This is a genomic window from Peribacillus sp. SRI_006, from assembly GCF_057586375.1.
This window is the reverse complement of sequence record NZ_JBYCZT010000024.1, coordinates 1-25,264: the sequence shown is the minus strand read 5'-3', so window position 1 is coordinate 25,264 and position 25,264 is coordinate 1. Positions and strand designations below refer to the sequence as shown.

At 42.0% G+C, this 25,264-nt stretch carries 25 protein-coding genes and 2 other annotated features; all 25 genes read right to left on the bottom strand.

Annotation, left to right across the window (positions count from 1 at the left end; genetic code table 11):
- Positions 1-168 precede the first annotated feature (168 nt).
- The 25 genes from rpoB to AC2YHV_RS25400 all read right to left on the bottom strand — a co-directional run bounded on the left by rpoB (position 169) and on the right by AC2YHV_RS25400 (position 24,943).
- A complete protein-coding gene (gene rpoB / locus AC2YHV_RS25520) occupies positions 169-3,738 on the bottom strand; it encodes a DNA-directed RNA polymerase subunit beta (protein ID WP_048677874.1) in 3,570 nt (1,189 codons plus the stop codon).
- Between the two features lie 238 nt (positions 3,739-3,976).
- Entirely contained in the window at positions 3,977-4,582 is a 606-nt protein-coding gene (locus AC2YHV_RS25515; RefSeq protein WP_487374443.1) for a class I SAM-dependent methyltransferase, read from the bottom strand.
- 195 nt (positions 4,583-4,777) lie between these two features.
- The gene (rplL, locus tag AC2YHV_RS25510; protein WP_048677872.1) at positions 4,778-5,137 is read right to left on the bottom strand and encodes a 50S ribosomal protein L7/L12; all 360 of its coding nucleotides are present in this window, start codon (positions 5,135-5,137) and stop codon (positions 4,778-4,780) included.
- 62 nt (positions 5,138-5,199) lie between these two features.
- A complete protein-coding gene (gene rplJ, locus AC2YHV_RS25505) occupies positions 5,200-5,700 on the bottom strand; it encodes a 50S ribosomal protein L10 (protein ID WP_048677870.1) in 501 nt (166 codons plus the stop codon).
- Positions 5,701-5,739: 39 nt separating this feature from the next.
- Positions 5,740-5,890: a sequence feature (ribosomal protein L10 leader region), on the bottom strand.
- A 50-nt stretch (positions 5,891-5,940) separates the two neighbouring features.
- A complete protein-coding gene (rplA, locus tag AC2YHV_RS25500) occupies positions 5,941-6,633 on the bottom strand; it encodes a 50S ribosomal protein L1 (protein ID WP_048677868.1) in 693 nt (230 codons plus the stop codon).
- A 104-nt stretch (positions 6,634-6,737) separates the two neighbouring features.
- Positions 6,738-7,163: a 50S ribosomal protein L11 gene (gene rplK, locus AC2YHV_RS25495; RefSeq protein ID WP_034305057.1), complete on the bottom strand. Its 426-nt coding sequence runs from the start codon at positions 7,161-7,163 to the stop codon at positions 6,738-6,740.
- 174 nt (positions 7,164-7,337) lie between these two features.
- Positions 7,338-7,871 carry a transcription termination/antitermination protein NusG gene (nusG, locus tag AC2YHV_RS25490; protein WP_048677866.1) on the bottom strand — a complete coding sequence of 178 codons (534 nt, stop codon included), beginning with the start codon at positions 7,869-7,871 and terminating at the stop codon, positions 7,338-7,340.
- Positions 7,872-8,127: 256 nt separating this feature from the next.
- Positions 8,128-8,310, bottom strand: coding sequence for a preprotein translocase subunit SecE (secE, locus tag AC2YHV_RS25485; RefSeq protein ID WP_034305062.1), 183 nt, complete (start codon positions 8,308-8,310; stop codon positions 8,128-8,130).
- Positions 8,311-8,360: 50 nt separating this feature from the next.
- Positions 8,361-8,510, bottom strand: coding sequence for a 50S ribosomal protein L33 (gene rpmG / locus AC2YHV_RS25480; RefSeq protein ID WP_072273931.1), 150 nt, complete (start codon positions 8,508-8,510; stop codon positions 8,361-8,363).
- Positions 8,511-8,703: 193 nt separating this feature from the next.
- Positions 8,704-9,336, bottom strand: coding sequence for an RNA polymerase sporulation sigma factor SigH (sigH, locus tag AC2YHV_RS25475; protein WP_094246690.1), 633 nt, complete (start codon positions 9,334-9,336; stop codon positions 8,704-8,706).
- 85 nt (positions 9,337-9,421) lie between these two features.
- Complete coding sequence (locus AC2YHV_RS25470; protein ID WP_034305067.1) at positions 9,422-9,931, bottom strand: NYN domain-containing protein; 510 nt, start codon at positions 9,929-9,931, stop codon at positions 9,422-9,424.
- A 4-nt stretch (positions 9,932-9,935) separates the two neighbouring features.
- Entirely contained in the window at positions 9,936-10,679 is a 744-nt protein-coding gene (rlmB, locus tag AC2YHV_RS25465) for a 23S rRNA (guanosine(2251)-2'-O)-methyltransferase RlmB (RefSeq protein ID WP_034305069.1), read from the bottom strand.
- Positions 10,676-11,098, bottom strand: coding sequence for a Mini-ribonuclease 3 (locus tag AC2YHV_RS25460; protein ID WP_034305071.1), 423 nt, complete (start codon positions 11,096-11,098; stop codon positions 10,676-10,678). Before AC2YHV_RS25460 ends, rlmB begins: the two co-directional genes overlap by 4 nt.
- 3 nt (positions 11,099-11,101) lie before the next feature.
- Entirely contained in the window at positions 11,102-12,499 is a 1,398-nt protein-coding gene (gene cysS / locus AC2YHV_RS25455) for a cysteine--tRNA ligase (protein WP_487374436.1), read from the bottom strand.
- Position 12,500: 1 nt separating this feature from the next.
- Positions 12,501-13,151: a serine O-acetyltransferase gene (cysE, locus tag AC2YHV_RS25450; protein ID WP_034305073.1), complete on the bottom strand. Its 651-nt coding sequence runs from the start codon at positions 13,149-13,151 to the stop codon at positions 12,501-12,503.
- A gap of 85 nt (positions 13,152-13,236) precedes the next feature.
- Positions 13,237-13,485: a binding site (T-box leader), on the bottom strand.
- Between the two features lie 42 nt (positions 13,486-13,527).
- Positions 13,528-14,985, bottom strand: coding sequence for a glutamate--tRNA ligase (gene gltX / locus AC2YHV_RS25445; RefSeq protein ID WP_053537039.1), 1,458 nt, complete (start codon positions 14,983-14,985; stop codon positions 13,528-13,530).
- Positions 14,986-15,074: 89 nt separating this feature from the next.
- Positions 15,075-15,554, bottom strand: a complete 480-nt coding sequence (gene ispF / locus AC2YHV_RS25440; RefSeq protein WP_057276469.1) for a 2-C-methyl-D-erythritol 2,4-cyclodiphosphate synthase — start codon at positions 15,552-15,554, stop codon at positions 15,075-15,077.
- A gap of 14 nt (positions 15,555-15,568) precedes the next feature.
- Positions 15,569-16,258, bottom strand: coding sequence for a 2-C-methyl-D-erythritol 4-phosphate cytidylyltransferase (gene ispD, locus AC2YHV_RS25435; RefSeq protein WP_106028123.1), 690 nt, complete (start codon positions 16,256-16,258; stop codon positions 15,569-15,571).
- Between the two features lie 21 nt (positions 16,259-16,279).
- Entirely contained in the window at positions 16,280-17,377 is a 1,098-nt protein-coding gene (locus AC2YHV_RS25430; RefSeq protein ID WP_057276467.1) for a PIN/TRAM domain-containing protein, read from the bottom strand.
- A 223-nt stretch (positions 17,378-17,600) separates the two neighbouring features.
- A complete protein-coding gene (gene disA, locus AC2YHV_RS25425) occupies positions 17,601-18,674 on the bottom strand; it encodes a DNA integrity scanning diadenylate cyclase DisA (RefSeq protein WP_034305085.1) in 1,074 nt (357 codons plus the stop codon).
- A gap of 2 nt (positions 18,675-18,676) precedes the next feature.
- Positions 18,677-20,065: a DNA repair protein RadA gene (gene radA / locus AC2YHV_RS25420; RefSeq protein ID WP_053537036.1), complete on the bottom strand. Its 1,389-nt coding sequence runs from the start codon at positions 20,063-20,065 to the stop codon at positions 18,677-18,679.
- Positions 20,066-20,263: 198 nt separating this feature from the next.
- Complete coding sequence (gene clpC, locus AC2YHV_RS25415; RefSeq protein WP_034305090.1) at positions 20,264-22,705, bottom strand: ATP-dependent protease ATP-binding subunit ClpC; 2,442 nt, start codon at positions 22,703-22,705, stop codon at positions 20,264-20,266.
- Positions 22,706-22,835: 130 nt separating this feature from the next.
- Positions 22,836-23,912, bottom strand: coding sequence for a protein-arginine kinase McsB (mcsB, locus tag AC2YHV_RS25410; RefSeq protein ID WP_034305092.1), 1,077 nt, complete (start codon positions 23,910-23,912; stop codon positions 22,836-22,838).
- Positions 23,909-24,460, bottom strand: coding sequence for a protein-arginine kinase activator protein McsA (gene mcsA, locus AC2YHV_RS25405; protein ID WP_487374435.1), 552 nt, complete (start codon positions 24,458-24,460; stop codon positions 23,909-23,911). Before mcsA ends, mcsB begins: the two co-directional genes overlap by 4 nt.
- A 21-nt stretch (positions 24,461-24,481) precedes the next feature.
- Positions 24,482-24,943: a CtsR family transcriptional regulator gene (locus tag AC2YHV_RS25400; RefSeq protein WP_034305095.1), complete on the bottom strand. Its 462-nt coding sequence runs from the start codon at positions 24,941-24,943 to the stop codon at positions 24,482-24,484.
- Between the last annotated feature and the right edge of the window lie 321 nt (positions 24,944-25,264).

Here is a 25,264-nt window from a genome sequence, read left to right as displayed (position 1 = left end):
TAATCTCCAGGTTTAACCCTTGATTGCCGTCACGTTATGAGGCAATCTTACACCGGATGATGGTTGATTGAATCAATAAGGCTCTAACAAGGCAGCATGATTTTCTAATGAACATCTCGCTGCCAGTCAGAGCAGGTAATATATAACTGGATATGTTTATATTTAATTTTATTCTTTGACAGGTGCCCCTACTTCGGAAGCAACCATATCTTTAGTTTCTGAATCAAGGCTTAATTTGTCTGCTTGGTTGGCTTCATCTTCATCTTCCAAATCACGCATTTCGATTTCACGATCTTCGGCATTGAGGATTTTAACATCCAATCCTAAACTTTGAAGCTCCTTAATCAATACTTTGAATGACTCAGGAACGCCTGGTTCAGGGACATTTTCACCTTTGACAATCGCTTCGTACGTTTTAACACGACCCACGACATCATCTGATTTAACGGTTAGGATTTCTTGTAATGTATAAGCGGCACCATAAGCTTCAAGTGCCCATACTTCCATCTCACCGAAACGCTGTCCACCAAATTGCGCTTTACCACCAAGTGGCTGCTGCGTAACAAGGGAGTAAGGTCCAGTTGAACGTGCATGAAGTTTATCATCGACCATATGCGCCAGTTTGATCATGTACATGACACCAACTGATACACGGTTATCGAATGCTTCACCTGAACGGCCATCATAAAGGACAGTTTTTGCATCACGGGACATCCCGGCTTCTTCAATCGTACCCCAAACGTCTTCCTCAGTGGCACCATCGAATACAGGAGATGCTACATGAATGCCAAGTGCGCGTGCAGCCATACCCAAGTGTAGCTCCAACACCTGACCGATGTTCATACGTGAAGGTACACCCAATGGGTTTAACATGATGTCGACTGGAGTGCCGTCCGGTAGATAAGGCATATCTTCTTCAGGAAGAATCCTGGAGATTACCCCTTTGTTACCATGTCGTCCGGCCATTTTATCGCCTTCATGGATTTTACGTTTTTGAACGATATATACACGTGCGAGTTGGTTTACACCAGGAGGCAGTTCATCGCCGTCTTCTCTGTTAAATACTTTAACATCAAGAACGATTCCGCCGCCGCCGTGAGGTACACGAAGTGATGTATCCCTTACTTCACGTGCTTTTTCACCGAAGATTGCATGTAATAGACGTTCCTCAGCAGTCAGCTCCGTTACACCTTTAGGCGTGACTTTACCAACGAGAAGGTCTCCGTCTTTCACTTCAGCACCCACACGGATAATTCCGCGCTCATCAAGATTACGAAGCGCATCTTCCCCTACGTTAGGGATATCACGGGTGATTTCTTCAGGCCCTAATTTTGTATCGCGTGATTCAGATTCATATTCTTCAATATGAATGGAAGTGTACACATCATCTTTAACCAATCGTTCACTCATGATGATGGCATCTTCATAGTTATATCCATCCCATGTCATGAAGGCTACCAATACGTTACGTCCAAGTGCCAACTCACCTTTTTCCATTGAAGGACCATCAGCAAGAATTTCACCTTTAACGACATTGTCGCCAACACTTACGATAGGGCGTTGATTATAGCACGTTCCTTGGTTGGAACGAATGAATTTTAATAGACGATATTTATCAAGATTTCCTTTTACTTGCTGCCCGTCTACTTCACTTACCCTACGTACCCATACTTCACGTGATTCAACGTGCTCTACGATACCAGGGTGTTTACAGATTACGGCAGCACCGGAGTCTTTCGCTGAAACATACTCCATACCCGTTCCTACCCGAGGGGCTTCCGGTTGAAGCAAAGGAACTGCTTGACGTTGCATGTTCGCTCCCATAAGGGCACGGTTGGAGTCATCGTTTTCCAAGAAAGGAATACATGCAGTCGCGGCAGATACAACCTGTTTAGGAGATACATCCATGTAATCTACGCGGTCACGCGGAACAACGGTATTTTCACCGCGGAAACGTGCAACAACATCGTTATCAAGGAATGAGCCATCATCCGACAGTCGTACATTCGCTTGGGCAACTACATAGTTATCTTCCTCATCAGCTGTTAAGTAATCGATTTGGCTTGTAATTTTACCTGTTTCAGGGTCCACACGGCGGTATGGTGTTTCAATGAAGCCATATGGGTTAACCTTTGCAAAACTGGATAACGAGTTAATCAAACCAATATTCGGTCCCTCAGGCGTTTCAATCGGACACATGCGGCCATAGTGGGAATAATGAACGTCACGTACTTCAAAGCCAGCACGCTCACGTGTCAGACCACCAGGTCCCAATGCAGATAGACGACGTTTATGGGTCAACTCAGCCAACGGGTTCGTTTGATCCATGAACTGGGAAAGCTGGGAACTTCCAAAGAACTCTTTAATGGATGCAATGACCGGGCGAATGTTGATTAGTTGTTGTGGAGTGATTGTGTTCGTATCCTGAATGGACATTCTTTCACGGACAACACGCTCCATACGGGATAAACCAATTCTGAATTGGTTTTGCAGCAATTCACCAACGGAACGCAGACGACGGTTACCTAAATGGTCAATGTCATCCGTGATTCCCACACCATGCAATAAATTAAAGAAATAACTGATGGAAGAAATGATATCAGCCGGTGTAATGTTTTTGACCTGGTCGGTCACATAAGCATTACCGATGATATTGATCACTTTTTCGCCTTCAGCATCGTTTGGTGCAAACACTTTAATAGGTTGAAGAAGAGTTTCTTCCTCTACTACACCACCTGATGGATGGAATGTTTTGAATCCTATTCCACCTTCGATATGAGGCAGAATCCTATCAAGAGTCCGGCGATCAAGCATTGTACCTTTTTCAACAATGATTTCTCCCGTTTCAGGATCAATCAAAGTCTCTGCAATACGTTGTCCGAATAAACGGTTCTTAATATGCAGTTTTTTGTTTATTTTATAACGGCCTACATTAGCTAAATCATAACGTTTCGGATCAAAAAAGCGTGATACTAAAAGACTTTTCGCGTTTTCGACAGTAGGCGGTTCGCCTGGGCGTAGACGCTCATAGATTTCTAGTAATGCTTTTTCCACACTCTCGGTGTTATCCTTTTCAAGAGTGTTGCGAAGGTATTCATTGTCACCGATCAAATCGATGATTTCTTGATCTGTTCCGAATCCAAGGGCACGCATCAATACCGTTATCGGTAATTTCCTGGTGCGGTCGATTCGAACATACACAACATCCTTGGCGTCTGTTTCGTATTCGAGCCATGCGCCACGGTTAGGAATAACGGTCGCAGAGAACCCAAGCTTACCGTTTTTATCCATTTTCCCATTGTAGTAAACACTCGGTGAGCGCACTAATTGGGATACAATTACCCGTTCAGCACCATTGATGACAAATGTACCTGTTTCAGTCATCAGCGGGAAGTCGCCCATAAATACATCTTGGTCTTTTACTTCCCCTGTTTCTTTGTTAACAAGGCGCACTTTCACACGAAGTGGTGCAGAATACGTAACATCGCGTTCTTTTGTTTCTTCCACAGAATACTTCGGCTCAGCTAAGCTGTAATCGATGAATTCTAACGATAAATTACCTGTAAAATCCTCAATAGGAGAAATATCCTGGAACATTTCCTTTAAACCTACATCTAGAAACCATTGATAAGAAGCTGTTTGAATTTCAATCAGATTCGGAAGGTCCAAAACCTCACTGATTCTTGCATAACTTCTACGTTGGCGGTGTCGTCCATACTGAACAAGTTGACCTGTCAACTGATTCACCCCTTAAATCAAGCGTTATAAGGATCCATTTGCCTCGGAAAAGGAATCATTTCCATAGACAAAAAGAAAATGGTTTTTATTTTAAAAACCACTATTTCTCATAAAACGAACTATTATTTATATATTTTTCCCATATTATCCATTGATTATACACCAATGGTATAAAAATTGCATAGTTACGGAATTATATATATGCATTTTATAATACTAACATAGCGAAAATTTAGAGTCAAACCTTTTTGGATAATAGTATATAGTAACCTTTTTTCTTAACAGGCACTTCAACATTTCCAAATAATTGCTCCATTTTATCCATTGCGGATGGAGCCCCTTGTTTTTTTTGAATGACAACCCATAATTCTCCACCAGCTACCAAACTGCGATAGCTTTCTTCTAAAATTTCGTGGACTACACTTTTACCTGCGCGAATGGGAGGGTTCGTAAGAATCGCAGCGAATTGATTGGAGGCAACTTTGTCAAAACGATCGCTTTCGTAAATCTTCACATTTGCGATCCCATTAGAAGCAGCATTCTCTTTTGACAATTCAACTGCCCGGCTATTTATATCAATCATTTCTATCGTTCTATCGGGATAAGCTGCCGCAATCGATATTCCGATCGGTCCATACCCGCAACCAACATCGAGAATATTTCCTTCCACAGCTTCACTAAGGTTGAAACCCTCAACCAAAAGACGCGATCCGAAATCAACTTCCTTTTTCGAAAAAACACCATTATCACTTTTGAAGCGAAATGTACGTCCCTTTAATGTGAAATCCCAAAATTTCGGATTGCTTACGACATCCGGTTTATGTGAGTAGTAATGCTCTGTCAGAGTCATCTCCCCCTATCAGAAAGGAATATTGAAGATTTAATGAGAGAAGAGAATTGAAGAATGGATGCTTGCACACCGGAATGTTCCAGTAACGATATCCCCGTTACCAAACCATTAACGGCCAGTTCCCGTCATTTCTTTAAAAATGAAGAAAAAAAGCCCGCCAATGATAGCGAGCTTTTTGTTTATGCAAGATTACTTAACTTCAACGCCAGCTCCAACTTCTTCAAGTTTAGCTTTGATTTCTTCAGCTTCTTCTTTAGAAGCGCCTTCTTTGATTGCTTTTGGAGTGTTGTCAACAAGTTCTTTTGCTTCTTTAAGACCAAGACCTGTAACTTCACGTACAGCTTTGATAACTTTGATTTTTTGATCTCCAGCAGATGTAAGAACTACATCAAACTCAGTTTTTTCTTCAGCAGCAGCGCCACCAGCAGCAGCTACAGCTACAGGTGCAGCAGCAGTTACGCCAAATTCTTCTTCGATTGCTTTTACAAGGTCGTTTAATTCTAAAACAGTCATGTTTTTAACTGCTTCAATGATTTGATCTTTAGTCATTTTTATTTCCTCCTCGAAATGGTTGGTTTTTTTTGAATCAGCAGGCTAAATAAGCGGTTAGCTTACGCGCCTTGTTCTTCTTTTTGCTCTGCAACAGCTTTTGTAGCAAGAGCAAGTCCGCGCATAGGTGCTTGTAGCACGCTGAGTAGCATTGAAAGTAGGCCTTCGCGTGAAGGTAGTTCTGCAAGAGCTTTAATTTCTTCAGCAGTTGCAACATTTCCTTCGATAACTCCAGCTTTGATTTCTAACGCTTCATGTTTTTTCGCAAAATCGTTAAGGATTTTTGCTGGCGCAATAACATCTTCAGTTGAGAATGCAATTGCGTTTGGACCTGTTAATGATTCGTTCAAAGCGCTAAGCTCAGCACTTTCAGCAGCACGGCGAGTCATAGAGTTTTTGTAAACTTTAAACTCAACGCCAGCTTCACGAAGTTGCTTACGAAGTTCTGTTACTTCAGCAACAGTCAATCCACGGTAGTCAACAACTACTGTTGATTGGCTTGAAGTTAACTTTTCAGAAATCTCAGCAACGATTTTTTGCTTTTGTTCAATAATTGCGTTCATCCTTACACCTCCTGTAGATTTGCTTGAAAACATTTATACCGTTTCAAAGAAAAAGCCTTCATCTCTATTGCAGACATGAAGGCAGTAATTTCAAAAGTCATAGTCAAGGACTATTATTATCGAATTACCTCGGCAGGGAATTAAGCTCGTAATGAGCACCTACTGTCTACGGTACAAATAGTATTCATTTATTCACAACAAAACTTATTATAACAATAATAGTTTTGGTATGTCAATTATTTATTTGAAAGAAGAAGGATCAACTTTCACGCCAGGGCCCATTGTAGTTGTTACAGAAACGTTTTTCATGTAAGTTCCTTTAGCAGCCGCAGGTTTAACTTTCAATAATGTATCATAGATAGTAGTGAAGTTTTCCACTAGTTTAGCATCTTCGAAAGATACTTTACCGATTGGAGCATGGATGTTACCAGCTTTATCTACGCGGTATTCAACTTTACCAGCTTTGATTTCATTAACAGCTTTCGTTACATCGAAAGTTACTGTGCCAGTTTTAGGGTTAGGCATTAAACCTTTAGGTCCTAATACACGGCCAAGTTTACCAACTTCACCCATCATGTCTGGAGTCGCAACGATTACATCGAATTCGAACCATCCTTGTTGGATTTTGTTGATGTAGTCAGATTCGCCAACGTAGTCAGCACCAGCAGCTTCCGCTTCTTTTGCTTTTTCGCCTTTTGCGAATACTAATACGCGTTGAGTTTTACCAGTACCATTCGGAAGAACAACAGCTCCACGAATTTGTTGGTCAGCTTTCTTAGGGTCTACGCCTAAACGGAAAGCAACTTCAACAGTCGCATCGAATTTTGCGAAGTTTGCTTTTTTAGCAACTTCGATTGCTTCAGTTACAGCATAAGCCTTAGAAACTTCTACAAGCTTAGCTGCTTCAAGATACTTTTTACCTTTTTTCGCCATGATATAAATCCTCCTAAATTGTGGTTTTAACGGAATGACCTCCCACGAATAAAGGTTGCGAGTATCAATCGCAACCCCGTAGAAACAAATAGCAATTACATGGATTAGTCTTCGATGACAATACCCATGCTGCGAGCAGTACCTTCAACCATACGCATTGCAGCTTCAACACTTGCAGCGTTTAGGTCAGGCATTTTAGTTTCAGCAATCTCGCGCACTTGATCACGCTTGACTGTAGCAACTTTATTACGGTTAGGTTCACCAGAACCAGACTCGATACCAGCTACTTTCTTAAGCAATACTGCAGCCGGTGGAGTTTTTGTAATGAATGTAAATGAACGGTCTTCAAATACCGTGATTTCAACAGGAATAATTAGACCAGCTTGATCTGCTGTACGAGCGTTGAACTCCTTACAGAATCCCATGATGTTTACACCAGCTTGACCTAATGCAGGACCGACTGGCGGTGCCGGATTCGCTTTACCAGCAGGAATTTGCAATTTAACCATTTTAATTACTTTTTTAGCCACGAGACACACCTCCTTATAAGTCCGTGATGTGGTAATAGGGTAATACCCTCCCACTCATCTTGAATTCTTTATCTATTAATAAAGAATGCTTGTATCGTTGAGGCCTAAAAATTGAAACATACTGACCTTTGAAATTTTACCACTTTCAAAAGGTAATTTCAAGTTTTTTTCCGTTTATAATTTTTCCACTTGATTAAAATCAAGTTCTACCGGTGTATCACGGCCGAACATATTGACTAGGACCCTTACTTTCCCTTTGTCTTTATCAAGTTCTTCAATCGGTCCTGCAAAAGTTGCAAATGGTCCTTCTTTAACTTGAACCGTATCACCGATTTCAAAATCAACTTCGATTTTGCTTTCATCTACGCCCATACGTTTAAGAACGACTTCAATTTCCTCCGGAAGCAATGCAGTCGGTTTTGACCCAGCTCCAGATGAACCCACGAAACCTGTTACCCCAGGCGTATTACGGACAACATACCATGAATCATCCGTCATGATGATCTCAACCAACACATAACCTGGAAACACTTTCTTTTTGGTCACTTTCTTTTTGCCATCTTTCACTTCTGTTTCTTCTTCTTCTGGAACTACAACGCGAAAGATCTTGTCTTCCATCCCCATAGTTTCAACACGTTTTTCCAAGTTAGCTTTAACCTTGTTCTCATAACCTGAATAGGTGTGAACTACATACCAATTCTTTTCCATGTGTTAGGACTTTAACGTCCTTCCCTCCCTGCAATCGATCATTTTCTTTATTAATCTTTATCTTTGAACGTTTTAGCCAAAAAACCATACAGGCGTCATCCCGAACTTAACTAGAATATATTGTGATGATTCATTACAGCAGCACTCGTTTTTGAACTTCTTCACTTATTAAAAAAGACAAATTAAAAAACCCGTTTCCGGGCTTTTCTGCTGACACATATTATTCTATCACTATTATACCTTATTTTCGAATCTCTTATTCAATAACTAAGCGAATTAATTCGGAAATACCCAAATCGACCACTGTAAAGAATAAAGCCATAAATACTACAGTCGTTACCACCACGATTGTATATTTGGTAAGCTCCTTGCGTTTCGGCCAGCTTACCTTTTGCATTTCGCGAGCGACTCCGCTGAAAAATTCGGTAAAACGTTTCATGAATGTACCTCCAAGCATTAGAAGCTTCTGTCAATCTATTTATAAAACGGTTATTTCGTTTCTTTGTGAATCGAGTGTGAGTTGCACGTACTGCAAAATTTCTTGATTTCCAGCCGTTCGCCGCTTGTCGATTGTTTGCTCTCATAACTATAATTTCTTGAACCGCAATCGTTGCAGGCAAGAACTATTTTTTTTCGCATTAGATACACCTATCCTATCTACTATATCCATAAAACCTTATCACGACTGTTTTTTATTGTCAATATCAAAGCGGGTTCCACCCATTATGGACAACGTAAATCAAAACATCGGCTTGCATCTAAAAATCTTAGTGAATAAAAAACTTCCATGTGGAGAAGGGACAGATGAAATTAAGCGGAAAAAGCGGAGGGATTATAAACTGATTTCCCTTACTTCCAGATAGCGCTCGAGCTTTCTTTTCACCCGCTGAAGGGCGTTGTCGATTGACTTAACATGCCGGTTCAACTCTTCCGAAATTTCTTGGTAGGTTTGTCCATCCAGGTAAAGAGCTAACACTTTTCTCTCAAGATCACTCAGGAGCTCGGCCATCTTTAATTCGATATCGTCAAACTCTTCCTGGTTGATGATCAGTTCTTCCGGGTCCAGAACCTTCGTACCCGATATGATATCCATTAGAGTTCGGTCCGATTCCTCATCATAAATTGGCTTGTCCAGGGAAACATAGGAATTGAGCGGAATATGTTTTTGACGTGTTGCTGTTTTGATAGCTGTAATGATCTGCCTCGTAATGCATAGTTCTGCAAATGCTTTAAAAGAAGATAACTTATCCCCTTTAAAATCACGGACGGCTTTATATAAACCAATCATACCTTCTTGCACGATGTCTTCCTTATCGGCACCAATCAAGAAATAAGTCCTTGCCTTCGCTCTTACAAAATTACGATACTTTTGGATCAAATAATCAAGCGCTTCACTGTCTCCAGTGTGCACCAACCCTATCAATTCATCATCCTCAAACTGAAGATACTTTTCGTTCAGCTTCATTCCGAATTTGAGACCCACATTATATCCCCCTGACCTGACTCAGATAGAAATATTATACAGCAGGTAAATTTTACCCGTCAATGGTTCAAATTTTCCCCCGGCGCCATTTTTCGAAAATTTCTGCCACTTCTTCACTTAAAGGAATTTTAGCAACGGGTCTTATCGTTGTTGTTTTTCTTACATCTTTCTTGATTTCGCCTTGAATTTCTTCCATTTCAATTAGCAGTTCACGAGCGGATTTCCTTAGGGCCCCTTGGCCAAAGATCACCCACTGTTCCGTGAAGTCAGAGGTTGCCACTTGAATTTGCGTTTTGACATTATTCAGTTCGATGGCCATCTTTTCTATTCTTTCATCCGCAGTTTCATTTTCTTTTGTAAAAATTACGTCAACCTTGTGATTTTTGAATATGCGGGCAATTCCCTGAACATATTGAGCATCAAATACGACAATTACACGGTATCCGGTAAATGCTTGATATTCCGCCATCATTTCTATCAATCGGTCCCTTGCAGCAGCAAGATCCCGTTCTTTTAATTCTCTCAGTTCCGGCCAAGCTCCAATAATGTTATAACCGTCCACCAACAGAATATTCATTTCGTCATTGCCCTAGGGGATTTCTTTTTCTATAAACCTCATACATCAATAAACCGGCTGCTACCGATGCATTTAACGAAGTTACTTTTCCTGCCATTGGAAGACGGATGAGAAAATCACATTTCTCCTTCATTAACCGGGCCATGCCTTTTCCTTCGCTGCCGATAACAAGTCCGATAGGCATCTTTCCGTCCATGTTACGGTAATCATCGCTGCCTTTCGCATCGGTACCGACTATCCATACCCCTCGCTCTTTCAATTCTTCCACCGCTCTTGCCAGATTTGTAACGCGAGCTACAGGAATATATTCGATTGCACCCGTCGAGGCTTTTGCCACTGTTGCCGTCAAGCCCACCGCTCTTCTTTTTGGTATGATGATTCCATGTGCCCCGACTGCATCGGCCGTCCTCATGATCGAACCTAAATTATGCGGATCTTCAACCTCATCAAGGATCATGAAAAAAGGTGCTTCGTCCCGTTCAGCCGCTTTAGCGAATAAGTCGTCCAGCTCCACATATTCATATGCAGCCACTTGTGCGATAACGCCTTGATGGATGCCTTCTACCATTTGGTCAATTTTTTTCTTCGGTACGATTTGCACGAGAACCTTCTTTTCCTTCGCGAGACCGATAAGTGGTTGCATCGAGCCTTTTTGCGAGCCCTCGGCTATCCAAATTTTATTAACTTCCCGTTCGGAGCGAAGTGCTTCCAATACGGGGTTTCTGCCAATGATATATTCTTCGCTCATGGGTTACTCCCCTTTTCTTCTTCAATGTATTCAATGGATTTTTTGATGAGTTCTTCCATTCTTTCTATTCGACCGGATAAATACAAAAATCCCATAAGAGCCTCGAAGGCTGTACTGTAGCGATACGTTTGCACATCTGTATTCTTCGGTACCGTACCGGATTTCGCATTTCGGCCGCGCCGAACGACAGCGGATTCCTCTTCCGATAGCCAATCTGACTCCAGAAAGAAGTGGATGATTTTATTTTGCGCTTTAGCAGCTACAAAAGATGTAGCTTTTTTGTGAAGTAGATTGGGCTTGACCGCCCCTTTTTGAATGAGGTGATGCCGTATATACGTTTCGTATACAGCATCACCTATATATGCTAAAGCAAGACTGTTCAGCATTTTTGCATCTACCTTACTATCGTAATGAAGCATTAATTACCCTCTTTTCCATCTTGTACCTTGAGGGGTATCCTCTAATATGATATTCATGTTTTTCAAGCGATCGCGAATTTCATCAGATAATCCAAAATTGCGGTCTTTCCGCGCTTGAATCCTTTGCTGTATCAACCCTTCAATTTCCTCATCCAGAAGCCCCTCTTCTTCAAGGGACAAACCGAGGACAGAAAATAAGATGTTGAATTTATCAAGGAAAGCATCAATTACTTCCTTGTCTGTGTTTTTCTCCATCAAGTAATAATTTGCCTGTTTGGAAAGTTCAAAAAGCATGGATATTGCATTAGCTGTGTTGAAATCATCGTCCATTTCCTTAATGAATTGTTCATGTAAATCATTCAGCTTCTCCAACCAAACATCATTATTCTCAGTCAATCCGTCACTTACTTGAAGGCGATGCTTTAAATTTTGATATGATGTCCTTAAGCGTTCAAGGGACGCTTTTACATTTTCAAGCACTTCTTCACTATAATTGATCGGATGACGGTAATGTACTGATAACATGAAGAAGCGTAACACTTGTGGATCATGCTTCTGAATGATGTCATGCACAAGGACGAAATTGCCTAAGGACTTAGACATTTTTTCATTCTCAATATTTATATACCCATTATGCATCCAATAATTCGCAAAGGTCTTACCCGTCAATGCTTCGGATTGTGCAATTTCATTTTCATGATGCGGGAATGCCAGATCTTGACCTCCTGCATGAATATCGATGGTATCCCCCAAATACTTTTTGACCATTGCGGAGCATTCGATATGCCAGCCAGGGCGCCCCTTACCCCATGGGCTCTCCCATGATATTTCATCATCCTTGGCCGCTTTCCAAAGGGCAAAATCAAGGGCATCTTGTTTTTTCTCCCCTATTTCAATACGTGCCCCCACTCGAAGCTCATCGATGGACTGATGTGAAAGCTTGCCATATCCCTCAAACTTACGAGTGCGGTAGTACACATCCCCTTCCGATTCATAAGCGAATCCTTTCTCGATTAGCGCCGAGATGAATTCAATGATTGCATCCATGTTCTCCATTACGGTCGGGTGAGCATCCGCTTTTTTGCAGCCCAATGCCGACACGTCTTCAAAATACGCCTTGATGAAACGCTCAGATATGGTCGGGACATCTTCCCCCAATTCTTTTGCCGCGCGAATCAGCTTATCATCCACATCCGTGAAGTTAGAAACGAATTGCACATCATATCCACGGTAATCCAAATACCTACGAACGGTATCGAATACGATTGCCGGTCTTGCATTGCCAATATGAATGTAATTATAGACAGTGGGTCCGCATACATACATTTTCACCTTTCCCTCTTCAATCGGGATGAAGGTTTCCTTTTTTCTTGTTGCTGTGTTATATATTTTAATCGCCATATTATAGACTCCTTTCTTCCTGCTTCTGTTCGGCCAACCTTGCTCTTAAGGCCCTGATTTCACTATCCAATTCCTTAAAGCGATCAGCGATTGGATCAGGAAGATCACAATGATTTAGGTCTTTATTGATTTTGATGCCATCTTGAATGACCACTTTACCTGGAATGCCCACCACTGTAGAATTAGGTGGCACTTCCTTTAGAACGACCGATCCCGCACCGATTTTCGAGTTTTCCCCAACAGTGATGGAACCCAGCACTTTTGCTCCTGTAGCTATCAAAACATTATCCTTTATCGTAGGATGACGTTTTCCCTTTTCTTTTCCGGTCCCCCCAAGTGTTACACCTTGAAAGACGGATACATTGTCGCCAATTTCACAAGTTTCGCCAATGACGATCCCCATTCCATGGTCAATGAAGAAACGACGGCCAATCGTAGCCCCTGGATGAATTTCAATTCCGGTAAAAAACCGGCTGATTTGAGATATGCTTCTCGCCAGGAAAAAGAATTTCCTCTTAAATAGTGCATGAGCCATCCTATGACTCCAAATCGCATGTAAACCCGCGTACGTCAATATGACTTCCAAATAGCTGCGCGCAGCAGGATCTTGATCAAAAACCACTTCGATATCTTCTTTAAACATCTTTAACAAAATGATTCCCCCCTATGTTCCGTCCTTTTCCAACATCCCCTTTTGAAGCTTTTAAAGCATATAAAAAAGCGTCTCTGTCCAAATAGACAGAGACGCTTGAAGCGCGGTTCCACTCTGTTTGGAATGTACGAACCAGGTAAAGCTCTTTCCTGTTTTTTCATCCCCAACTTTAATCCCTGTAACGGAGGACATTCCGCCTGTGCCTACTATAGGTTAGTTCAGCAAAGGACTCAAGGGTGCATTTCAGAAAACGAGAGGCCTGAACCACTTTCAGCAGGTTATGGTTCTCTCTAAAAAGCTTCGTTTACTTACTTCTCCCCATCTACGCGTTCTTTTGTAAGATTATTAAATACTATATTACATTTTCGACAAATTGTTAATATAAAATACTCTGAATACGCTGTTTAATTTTTTCTTTGCCCAGTAATGAAATTGCCTTAGGCAAGTCAGGACCATGTGTTTGACCCGTGACGGCAGCCCTTATCGGCATGAATAATTTTTTCCCTTTATGCCCTGTGCTTTTTTGTACGGCTTTAATCGACTTCTTGATTTCATCCGCATTAAATTCTTCAAGCCCTTCGATCTCCTGAAGGAAAGCTTTCATGACTTCAGGTACCTGTTCTTCAGCCAGCACTTCCTTAGCTTCTTGCTCGAACTCGACCTCATCCTTGAAAAACAGTTCAGAAAGCTCGACTATTTCCGCTCCATAGCTCATCTGCTCTTGAAAAAGTGAAACAAGCCCATGTACCCACTCTTCTTCTTCGGCGGTCAGTGTCTCTGAAACCTTCCCGGCTTTAATTAAGTGAGGCAATGACAATTCCACTGCACGATTGACGTCCAATTGCTTCACATATTGGTTATTCATCCATGTAAGCTTTTGCTTATCGAAAAGTGCAGGTGATTTAGACAGACGGTCAGCATCGAAAAGATTAATGAATTCTTCCTTCGTGAATATCTCTTCCTCCCCGACCGGAGACCATCCTAGTAATGTAATGAAATTGAATAAAGCTTCAGGTACATAACCAAGCTCTTCATATTGTTCAATGAATTGGATGATCGACTCATCACGTTTACTCAGCTTCTTCCTGCTTTCGTTTACAATCAGCGTCATATGTCCGAATACCGGCGGTTCCCAGCCGAAAGCTTCATAAATCATCAATTGTTTTGGAGTATTGGAGATATGATCATCACCGCGAAGGACATGGGAAATCTTCATCAAGTGATCATCGACGGCCACTGCAAAGTTATACGTTGGAATGCCATCCTTTTTAACGATGACAAAATCACCAAAGCCATCTGTTTCAAATGAAACCTCATCCTTGACCATATCTTTGAAAGTAAGGACTTTCCCAGCTGGAACGGCAAAGCGAATGCTCGGTTTTCTTCCTTGTGCCACTAGTTCCGCTTGCTCTTCCTCAGTTAAATGCTTGCACTTCCCGGAATATTTTGGCGTTTCATTGCGTTCGACCTGTCCTTCACGCTCTGCTTCAAGCTCTTCTTCCGTACAATAGCATTTATATGCTAAACCCTTATCCAAAAGCTCTTGATACAATTCCTGATAAAGGTCGTTCCTTTCGGATTGACGGTATGGACCGTATTCACCGCCAACATCAACACCTTCATCCCAATCCATGCCAAGCCATTTCAAATATTTAAGCTGACTTTCCTCTCCGCCTTCAATATTTCTCTTTTGGTCGGTATCTTCAATACGGATGATGAATTTCCCGCCTTTATTTCGTGCGTATAAATAATTAAATAAAGCAGTCCGTGCATTACCAATATGTAAATGTCCAGTCGGACTCGGTGCATAGCGAACTCGAATATCGCTGCTCATGATATATATAGACCTCCCAGTCATTCTATTCTATTGTTTATATTATCATTTAAATACATTGGGATAAAGGCATCCACTCTAAAAACGATTTAGTTTGATTTGACCAATAAAACAACAGCCTGTGCAGCGATTCCTTCGCCCCTGCCTGTAAATCCAAGTTTCTCCGTTGTGGTCGCCTTTACATTAATCCTGTCTATCGAGGAATCTAAAAGTTCTGCAATCCTGCCTCGCATTTCCTCGATATACGGTGCCATTTTCGGGCTTTGTGCAATGATTGTACAATCCGCATTGCCTAGGGAATATCCTTCTTTTTTTACGATCGCCCAAATATACTGCAGCAGTTTTGCCGAATCGGCATCTTTAAATTCAGGGTCGGTATCCGGAAAATGCTTACCGATATCCCCTGCACCAATTGCCCCCAAGCAGGCATCGGCAACAGTATGCAGAAGGACATCCGCATCCGAATGACCCAGCAGTCCTTTCTCATACGGAATCGTAATCCCGCCAATTATCAAAGGCCTGCCTTCCACAAGCTGATGAACGTCATATCCTTGTCCTATTCTAAACATATCATTCTCCCCAATCATCGTTTTCCATGTTGTTGTTTATGTAAAATCGCTTCTGCAAAATAAAGGTCTTCCTGAGTCGTAATCTTAATATTATCATAATTGCCCTCAATAATAACTACCTGTTCATTGATCCGCTCTAGTAAACTTGCATCGTCCGTCCCTAAAAATTCTTCAGCTTCTGCCTGTTCATACGCCCTTTTTAATATGGATACACGAAAAGCTTGTGGAGTTTGCACCGCCCACAAGCTTGATCGTTCCACTGTTTCCAATACCTTTTTGTTTGCCGCTTTTTTAATCGTATCCTTAACGGGCACTGCAATTACGGCACCTCCATGAAGGGAGGCAGCAGTAGTCAATTCACTGATTTGCCCTAGGGTAATAAAAGGGCGGGCACCGTCATGGACCAGGACGATGTCTTCTTCTGCATGTTGCAGTCCATTATAAACGCTTTGTTGGCGCTCCTTGCCACCCATGACCAGTTTCTTGACCTTTTTAAGCCCATTCGCTGCTATCAATTGATTGAAATAATCCTTTTCTGCGGGGTTTATCGAAAGGATAATCCCCCGACAGTCAGGATCTTCTTCGAAGACACGCAGTGTATAAACAATGATCGGGATACCCGATAGTTCAATAAAAAGTTTATTCTTGCCCGCTTTCATTCTTTTGCCTTGTCCAGCTGCAGGTATCACTACTTCATAAAACATAACGGTTTCTCCTACTCTTCTTTATAATGCTTTTTCTAATAGTTTCGGTTTAGCGAATATCATCCGGCCTGCAGAGGTTTGCAATACACTTGTGACAAGTACATCAATCCGTTTCCCGATATGGTCACGGCCACCCTCGACAACGATCATGGTTCCATCGTCCAAATAAGCGATGCCCTGGTTCTGCTCTTTCCCGTCCTTTATGACCTGAACGTTCATCTCTTCCCCAGGAAGTACAACAGGTTTTACGGCATTGGCCAGGTCATTGATATTAAGTACCGCCACATTTTGAAACTCGCATACTTTGTTTAAATTGAAATCATTGGTAACGACCATCCCGCCCGATATTTTGGCAAGCTTCACTAGTTTACTGTCGACTTCCTGAATGTCTTCAAAATCCCCCTCGTACATCTCCACTTTAATCGGCAGGTCTTTTTGAATCCGATTCAGGATATCCAAACCGCGCCTTCCACGATTCCTTTTCAATGCATCAGATGAATCGGCAATGTGCTGCAATTCGTTTAATACGAATTGAGGAATGACTATGGTACCCTCCAGAAAGCCCGTCTGACAAATATCCGCAATTCTGCCATCAATGATGACGCTTGTATCGAGAATCTTCAGGCGCTTGCTATACCCCTCTTCATCCTCTTCGCTTGCTTCACCATCCGAGTTCTTTTTCTTATTGCTTTTCGTGAATAAACTCAATAGCTCATCACGTTTTTTAAAGCCCACCTGAAAACCAAGATATCCAAATAAAAGCGTAAGGATGATAGGAACCACTGTATTCAAAATGGGAACCTTGATGGCACTGAATGCGGATCCAACCAAGAACGCTGCCAGCAATCCAACTAAAAGACCTACGCTGCCAAAGATTATATCCGTAATCGGTATCTTTACAAGCTGTTCCTCCAGCCATTTCATAAAGTAGATCACATGATCTACTGCCCAAAAAGTTATAAGATAAAAGATAATGGCACCCAACAGTACACTTACATAAGGATTGTTTAATAAAGCAATATCGTCTGCATGTAAAACAGTTAATAATTCCGGAATAAGCAACATACCAAGTGTTCCGCCGACTATTAAGAAGCATGCTTGTATAATGCGTTTTAACATCCCTTTCACCTCCTTCTACTCATTATTGACCAATAAAATAAAATGAAACCTTGAAAATTCGTTTTCACTATATACATTAAATTCACTTAAGGATAATGGATTTACAAATATGAATTCTTCTCTTTTTCGTAATATTAGCCTAGCACCCCGAGTTTTGAGTGTCAAAAATAAACACCACTCAATTTCAAGCCCGTTCAGGAGTTTTTTAAAAGCCGGCTGCACCTTACATCCTTCTATTTGTGACCAGCTGATTTTTCAAAATTCGGAGTCCTTCTTTAATTTTATTTGCCCGGACTTCACCTATGCCCTCCACATCGTCAAGGTTTTCAACCGTAGCTTTATTGACTTCACTAAAGCTTCCGAACTGTTTCACTAAATTTTCGATGATCAAACCCGGCAAGCGTGGGATTTTATGAAGAATACGGTAACCACGGGGATGTACTGACTCATCAAGATGAATGTATCCATGATAGCCCAGCACCTTAAGAAGAATGCTTTCATCCAGTTTTTCCTGCATGGCCAACTCTTGAAGCCTAAAAATGATTTCCTCGGGATTTTCATCATTACTGGAGGTATAATCCTTGATAAGCCATTTCCCTTCCGTTTCAATATCTGCCAGGATTTCATTCATTTGCAAACGGATCAGCCTTCCTTCCGTACCAAGCTCATTTAGGTACGTCAGCAGCTCTGCCTTGATCCTGAGCACCATCACATAACGGTGAAATACCTGCAAAAGATCGGCATAGGTCACGATTTCCTCAAACTCGAGCGCTCCTAAAACCGATATGCTCTGCTGCAGGACCACCTTGTATTTTTCCAAGGTCTGGATGGCTAAATTAGCCTTGGCAAGTATGACTCCTATATCTTTAAGGGCATACCGGAAATTGCCCTGATATAAAGTGATGACATTCCGGCGCTGTGAGATTGCGATGACCAACGACTTAGTCTCCCTAGCCACCCGTTCCGCTGTCCTATGCCTCATTCCCGTTTCAGTGGAAGGTGTACTGTTATCAGGCACTAATTGGGCATTTGCAAAAATGATCTTATCGGCGGTTTCATTTAAAATGATGGCCCCGTCCATCTTCGCCAACTCATATAATGTACTGGGGGTACAGCTGCAGTTGATTTCGAAGCCGCCATCCACGATCGTTCGCACCTTCTCATTATATCCGGCCACTATCAAACCGCCCGTGTTTGCCCTCAGGACATTTTCAATCCCCTCCCGAAGCGGGGTACCCGGTGCTACGATTTGCAGAATTTCCAATTTTGTTTTCTCATACCCTTTTTTATCTGTCATGCTTAACCCCCTAACGATTGTTTAAGAGCCTCCGAAACCGATGAAACACCAATGATCTTAATACCTTTCGGCGCGGTCCACCCTCCTATATTATTAGCCGGTATGATAACCCGCTCAAACCCTAATTTCGCTGCTTCCTGCACCCTTTGTTCAATTCGTGACACCCTTCTCACTTCACCAGTCAGCCCCACTTCACCAATGATGCAATCGGCAGGGTTTGTTGGTTTATCACGGAAGCTTGATGCAATGCTTATTGCGACAGCGAGGTCAATTGCCGGTTCATCCAGCTTGACACCGCCAGCAACCTTTAAATACGCATCTTGGTTTTGGAGCAGCAAGCCCACTCTCTTTTCCAGGACAGCCATTAAAAGCGAAACTCGATTGTGGTCAATTCCCGTGGCCATCCGCCTCGGATTGCCAAAACTCGTAGGAGAAATCAATGCTTGAATTTCAACAAGCACCGGCCTTGTGCCCTCCATGGATGCGACGACTGTGGACCCCGAAGCTCCTTGCGACCGTTCTTCAAGGAAAATTTCCGATGGATTCGCCACCTCTTCCAATCCATGTTCCTTCATTTCAAAAATACCCATCTCATTCGTCGAACCAAAGCGATTTTTAACCGCACGTATAATTCGATATGTATGGTGTCTTTCCCCTTCAAAATATAATACGGTGTCCACCATGTGCTCAAGCAGCCGTGGTCCCGCAATGGCCCCTTCTTTTGTAACGTGACCGACGATAAAAATCGCAATCCCGTTCGTTTTAGCAATGCGCATGAGTGAGGCTGTGCATTCCCTCACTTGTGAAACGCTTCCAGGGGCAGATGTAACCTCAGAATGGTAAACCGTTTGAATCGAGTCAATTATGACCAAATCCGGTTTAACGTCTGTAATTGCCTGTTGGATATAGTCCATATCGGTTTCAGAATAAACGAATAGATTTTCCGACATGGTCCCAAGCCGGTCCGCTCTCAATTTGGTTTGCTTGACTGATTCTTCACCTGATATATAAAGCACTTTTTTCTGTTTATGCGCCAATTGGGATGATACCTGTAGAAGCAGGGTGGACTTACCGATACCCGGGTCCCCTCCGATCAATACAAGTGATCCCTGTACGATCCCGCCCCCAAGAGCACGATTCAATTCCATTAGATCCGTCTTAATGCGTGGTTCTTTTTCTGACTGAATGGTCGTTATGGGTGCTGCCTTCTCCCGTTCCCCGGAAACTCTAACCTCTGAATGGGTAAAAGCGCCTTTTCTTGCAGGTTTAACGATTTCGGTTTCCTCGACCATTTTGTTCCATTCACCGCAGCCTGGGCATTTCCCCATCCATTTCGCGGACTCATACCCACAAGACTGACACATAAATTTTGTTTTCTTTTTTACAGCCATAAATTACTCCTCTTCCTTTGGAAAAAATATCTATATTAAGGATATTATATCTCTGTTTTATTTAAACCTTCTTAAGGCTAAGTTTTTTTAAAAAAATATTCACTTTGCTTTTCCCGTTTATACTCATATCTACCTATAGATAAAAAACAGAGGTACACTGCAAAAGAATCTGCGTGTACCTCGAAGTTTAGGATCAGGTTATTCACTTACATTAACAGGCTCGCCTTGTCGGATTGCAAACTCATTATTCACGACATCCATTACGACCGTTTGCCCTTTTTTCACGTTGCCTTTAAGCAACTCTTCGGATAGATAATCCTCTACATGCTTCTGAAGCGCCCTGCGGATTGGCCTTGCCCCATATTCCGGATCAAAACCTTCCGTGGCAATTTTTTCTCTAGCCGCATCTGTCAGCTCCAAGTATATCTCCTGTTCTTTCAAACGGGTAGTAAGCTGATTTGACATTAATGTAACGATTTGTTTCAAATGATCCTTCTCTAATGAGTGGAACACGATAGTTTCATCAATACGATTCAGGAATTCCGGACGGAATGCACGTTTGAGTTCTTCCATCACTTTCCCTTTCATATTTTTATAGTCCTGCCCAGTATCCTGGATGTTAAAGCCGACATACTTATCAGTTTTCAAGGCAGACGCCCCTACATTCGATGTCATGATCAGAATGGTATTCCTGAAATCGACAGTACGCCCCTTGGAATCTGTCAGTCTTCCGTCTTCCAACACTTGAAGAAGAATATTGAAGACATCCGGATGCGCCTTTTCTATTTCATCAAGCAGAACGACGGAGTATGGTTTCCTCCGCACTTTTTCCGTTAACTGACCGCCTTCTTCGTACCCAACATATCCTGGAGGCGATCCAACAAGACGTGAAGTCGAGTGTTTCTCCATATATTCGGACATATCGATGCGGATCATGGCATCTTCATCACCAAAAATGGATTCAGCCAAAGCACGGGCTAGCTCGGTTTTACCGACCCCTGTAGGTCCCAGGAAGATGAATGAACCAATTGGACGCTTAGGGTCTTTCAAACCTGCCCTTGCACGCCGTACTGCTTTAGAAACCGCAATGACGGCCTCTTCCTGCCCAATTACACGATCATGGAGGATTGACTCCATATTAAGCAGTTTGTCTGACTCCGTTTGCGCCAATTTAGTAACCGGCACTCCCGTCCAGCTGGATACGACGTGTGCAATGTCATCCACAGTCACTTCACTGTTTTCCTGCCCTTGTTTTTCTTTCCAAGTTTTTTTCGTTTCTTCCAATTGTTCTCTTAAGCGTTGTTCTGTATCGCGAAGCGAAGCAGCTTTTTCAAATTCCTGACTCTGAACGGAAGCATCCTTTTCCTTGCGAACATCATCTAGTTTCACTTCAAGTTCCTTTAGGTTAGGTGGCGTTGTGTATGAGCGCAGCCTAACTTTGGAACCAGCTTCATCAATCAAGTCAATCGCTTTATCAGGTAAAAAGCGATCGGAAATATAACGGTCTGATAATTTGACTGCAGCATCAATCGCTTCGTCAGTGATCGATACGCGGTGATGTGCCTCATAACGGTCACGAAGACCTTTGAGAATTTGGATGGATTCCTCAATTGTCGGCTCATCGACTTGGATTGGCTGGAAGCGACGTTCAAGGGCAGCATCCTTTTCAATATACTTACGGTACTCATCCAAAGTTGTAGCACCGATACATTGTAATTCACCACGGGCCAATGATGGTTTAAGGATATTGGAGGCATCGATGGCACCTTCTGCACCACCTGCACCAATCAATGTATGCAATTCATCGATGAATAGGATGATATTACCCGCCTGACGTATTTCATCCATGACTTTCTTCAACCGGTCCTCAAATTCACCCCGGTATTTAGTGCCAGCCACAACAGTACCCATATCAAGTGTCATGACGCGTTTATCACGTAAAATCTCAGGTACCTCGTTATTGATAATCTGTTGGGCAAGCCCTTCAGCAATGGCTGTTTTACCAACGCCAGGTTCACCGATCAATACTGGGTTATTTTTTGTACGACGGCTTAATACCTCAATGACACGCTGTATTTCCTTACTTCTACCGATAACCGGATCCAAGCTTCCTTCCCTTGCAATCGCCGTTAAATCACGGGCAAGGCCATCTAGTGTCGGCGTGCTTGCATTTGCAGCGGCTGAACCTTGATGACCACCTGATTCATTGCTGCCCAAAAGTTGTAATACTTGTTGTCGGGCTTTATTTAAACTTACTCCCAGATTATTCAATACGCGGGCAGCGACACCTTCCCCTTCTCGTATAAGACCTAGAAGGACATGCTCTGTCCCAACATATGAGTGACCTAATTTTCTTGCTTCATCCATGGAAAGCTCAATGACCTTCTTGGCTCTTGGGGTATAATGTATCGTTTGAGCCGTATCCTGTCCACGGCCAATTAAATTTTCCACTTCTTTCTGAATCTTCTCCGGACCCAATCCAAGAGCATATAACGCTTTGGCTGCAATACCATCACCCTCTCGGACCAGGCCCAGTAAAATATGTTCCGTGCCAATATTATTATGACCTAAACGGATTGCTTCTTCTTGGGCTAATGCTAATACTTTCTGGGCTCTTTCAGTAAAACGACCAAACATCATAGGGAATTCCTCCTTAAGAATTTTCGTTTTGAATAAAATTGCTGGCAATTCTCTAAGTAATGGCAGAAGCTTATTCTTGCTCCATATCTATTACATGAAATTTAATTCTCCCTAAAGGGGTCAATAACCTCTATGAGGAGGAAGATTCCGTGAAATTCAAGCGTTCCCGGATGAGTGCTGCTCTACGGATATCCCTTTCATGGGGTCTTAAAGGGCCGCCTGCGTACTTTTGTAAAAATCCCGACTGCGTCAAAATCATCAATTCATTTAGAATGCTTTTGGAAATACTCTTTATATACCCAAGATCTATCCCTAATCTAACATCGGAGATACATGTAGCTGCTTCCTTTGTCTCGATTATTCGAGCATTGGACAAAACCCCATATGAACGGAAAATTCTATCTTCTAATTGTATGTGGGAAGTCCTCGCTAATGCATCCCTCGCTGACCGTTCCTGGGCTATGATTTGTTGCACTACACTCGTTAGATCTTCAACGATATCCCTTTCCGATTTTCCAAGAGTGATTTGATTGGAAATTTGAAAAATATTCCCCAACGCTTGACTGCCCTCTCCATAAATCCCTCGAACCACCAACCCCAATTGGTTGATAGCCGGTATGATATTATTCATCTGCTGTGTAAGGACCAGGCCCGGCAGATGCATCATGACTGAAGCCCTTAACCCTGTTCCCACATTAGTCGGACAACTAGTCAGGTATCCTCTTTCTTCATCATATGCATAGTCTATGGATTCTTCAATCCAATCGTCAAGAACATTTGCAATCTTTAAGGTTTCCTTTAGCTGCAGCCCCGACATTAAACATTGAATACGGAGATGGTCCTCTTCGTTTATCATGATACTTATTTCTTCATTTTCCGAAAGGAGACACGCGCTTTTCGCTGAATCTTCAACTAAATGAGGACTGATTAAATGTTTTTCAACCAGAACGCGCTTTTCCAGTGGCTGCAATTGGTCAATCTCTAATAGCTCCAATTTCCCAATCTCTGGGGTTACTTCCTCTTCGATTCTTTTTTTAATCAATTCAATGATTTTATTAGCTTCTTCGTTCGAAAAGGAGGTTGGGAAGGTAAAGTCTTTGAAATTCCTGGCCAGCCGAATCCGCGAACTCAATACAATATCGATTTCCGGACCTTCGGCACTCATCCAGGAACTCAAGGCGTTTTCTACAAACTTTTCCAAGCTCATAATTCCTCGCCTCCCTCTTGTGCTTCATACCTTTTTTCAAGGGAACGAACCTTATCTCTTACTTCTGCCGCCTTCTCAAACTCCTCTTGATCAATGTGGACCTTTAAAACTTCTTTCAAATCCAAAATTTGCTTTCGAAGATATATGGCGCCGCCAATCCTTTTTGGAATTTTCCCTATGTGTGCTGTATTGCCGCTATGAACCCTCTTTAAAATGGGATTTAACTGTTCATTGAACGTTTTATAACATTCGGCACAGCCAAACTTGCCAATATGGACAAATTCTTTATAAGATCGATGACAATGCAGGCAGCGCCTCTCTTCCGTTTTCGGAAATGCATTTGCCTTTGTCTGTTGAATATTCGACTCCATATTCAACAATCCTGCTAATAAATTATTTATTGAAAAACCAGGTCCACCTGCCTCCATGAACATTTCACCTTTTTCCTGAGCACATTTCTCACAAATCATGACTTCAGTCTTTTTTCCATTGATGATTTTGGTGAAGTGCAGGGTAGCAGGCCTTTGATGACATTCTTGGCAAATCAACGTTCATCACCTCTGCCAGTTTCATTTATATTTTAAAGTAGTAAGCATCGCTGTTAAAATTCTTGCCCTAAGCTCATCGCGGTCAGGCAGGTCGATATAAATCACCGATCTATCTATGACGCTCATCATAATCTTTGCTTCTCTTTCATTAATGACGTCTTCATTCATCAGCCGTGAAATTACTCCTTCAGCCATCGATTGAGTTACCCTGGAACCAATAAGCGATAATAAGTGGTTGATAAGTTGCACGGAATCCTGTGATTCCACTTTCATGATGCGTATATAACCGCCGCCTCCACGCTTACTCTCTACAACATAACCTCTCTCGATGGTAAACCTGGTATTTATTACGTAATTGATTTGAGAAGGAACACACTGAAATTTATCCGCTATTTCACTTCTTTTTATCTCCAAGATATCTTTTTGACTTATTTCAAGTACTTGCTTCAAATAAGTTTCGATAACATCAGATATGTTTCTCACTCAGCCTCCTCCATTCTGACTTTGACTATATTTGACTATTATTATACAAGGAATAATGCATTTTGCAACTTAAACGCATTTTCTTTCTGTAATATCCATTTTCTCCAAATTATATGTAGTTACATACCCCATTGAACATTAAAGTTGAAATATCTTCTATAAATACCCTATATAAATGGATGTAAAACCTGAAATTTTTCTTCTCCTTAAGAATTCTGCCCCATTTCCCCAGCTCATCCATTCCTCCTCATGATATGGCAACCAATTCAAATAAGGCCAGCCCGTACTGTCCCTGAAAACGGAAAATTTTTTAATTACAAA

Excerpts from the sequence above, each read along its gene's own strand:
- rplL (WP_048677872.1), bottom strand. The coding sequence starts at position 5,137 with ATGACTAAAGATCAAATCATTGAAGCAGTTAAAAACATGACTGTTTTA.
- rplJ (WP_048677870.1), bottom strand. The coding sequence starts at position 5,700 with ATGAACGCAATTATTGAACAAAAGCAAAAAATCGTTGCTGAGATTTCT.
- rplA (WP_048677868.1), bottom strand. The coding sequence starts at position 6,633 with ATGGCGAAAAAAGGTAAAAAGTATCTTGAAGCAGCTAAGCTTGTAGAA.
- nusG (WP_048677866.1), bottom strand. The coding sequence starts at position 7,871 with ATGGAAAAGAATTGGTATGTAGTTCACACCTATTCAGGTTATGAGAAC.
- secE (WP_034305062.1), bottom strand. The coding sequence starts at position 8,310 with ATGAAACGTTTTACCGAATTTTTCAGCGGAGTCGCTCGCGAAATGCAA.
- rpmG (WP_072273931.1), bottom strand. The coding sequence starts at position 8,510 with ATGCGAAAAAAAATAGTTCTTGCCTGCAACGATTGCGGTTCAAGAAAT.
- sigH (WP_094246690.1), bottom strand. The coding sequence starts at position 9,336 with ATGAAGCTGAACGAAAAGTATCTTCAGTTTGAGGATGATGAATTGATA.
- AC2YHV_RS25470 (WP_034305067.1), bottom strand. The coding sequence starts at position 9,931 with ATGAATATTCTGTTGGTGGACGGTTATAACATTATTGGAGCTTGGCCG.
- rlmB (WP_034305069.1), bottom strand. The coding sequence starts at position 10,679 with ATGAGCGAAGAATATATCATTGGCAGAAACCCCGTATTGGAAGCACTT.
- AC2YHV_RS25460 (WP_034305071.1), bottom strand. The coding sequence starts at position 11,098 with ATGCTTCATTACGATAGTAAGGTAGATGCAAAAATGCTGAACAGTCTT.
- cysS (WP_487374436.1), bottom strand. The coding sequence starts at position 12,499 with ATGGCGATTAAAATATATAACACAGCAACAAGAAAAAAGGAAACCTTC.
- gltX (WP_053537039.1), bottom strand. The coding sequence starts at position 14,985 with ATGAGCAGCGATATTCGAGTTCGCTATGCACCGAGTCCGACTGGACAT.
- ispF (WP_057276469.1), bottom strand. The coding sequence starts at position 15,554 with ATGTTTAGAATAGGACAAGGATATGACGTTCATCAGCTTGTGGAAGGC.
- ispD (WP_106028123.1), bottom strand. The coding sequence starts at position 16,258 with ATGTTTTATGAAGTAGTGATACCTGCAGCTGGACAAGGCAAAAGAATG.
- AC2YHV_RS25430 (WP_057276467.1), bottom strand. The coding sequence starts at position 17,377 with ATGTTAAAACGCATTATACAAGCATGCTTCTTAATAGTCGGCGGAACA.
- disA (WP_034305085.1), bottom strand. The coding sequence starts at position 18,674 with ATGACAGATAAAAAAGGGTATGAGAAAACAAAATTGGAAATTCTGCAA.
- radA (WP_053537036.1), bottom strand. The coding sequence starts at position 20,065 with ATGGCTGTAAAAAAGAAAACAAAATTTATGTGTCAGTCTTGTGGGTAT.
- clpC (WP_034305090.1), bottom strand. The coding sequence starts at position 22,705 with ATGATGTTTGGTCGTTTTACTGAAAGAGCCCAGAAAGTATTAGCATTA.
- mcsB (WP_034305092.1), bottom strand. The coding sequence starts at position 23,912 with ATGAGCTTGGAAAAGTTTGTAGAAAACGCCTTGAGTTCCTGGATGAGT.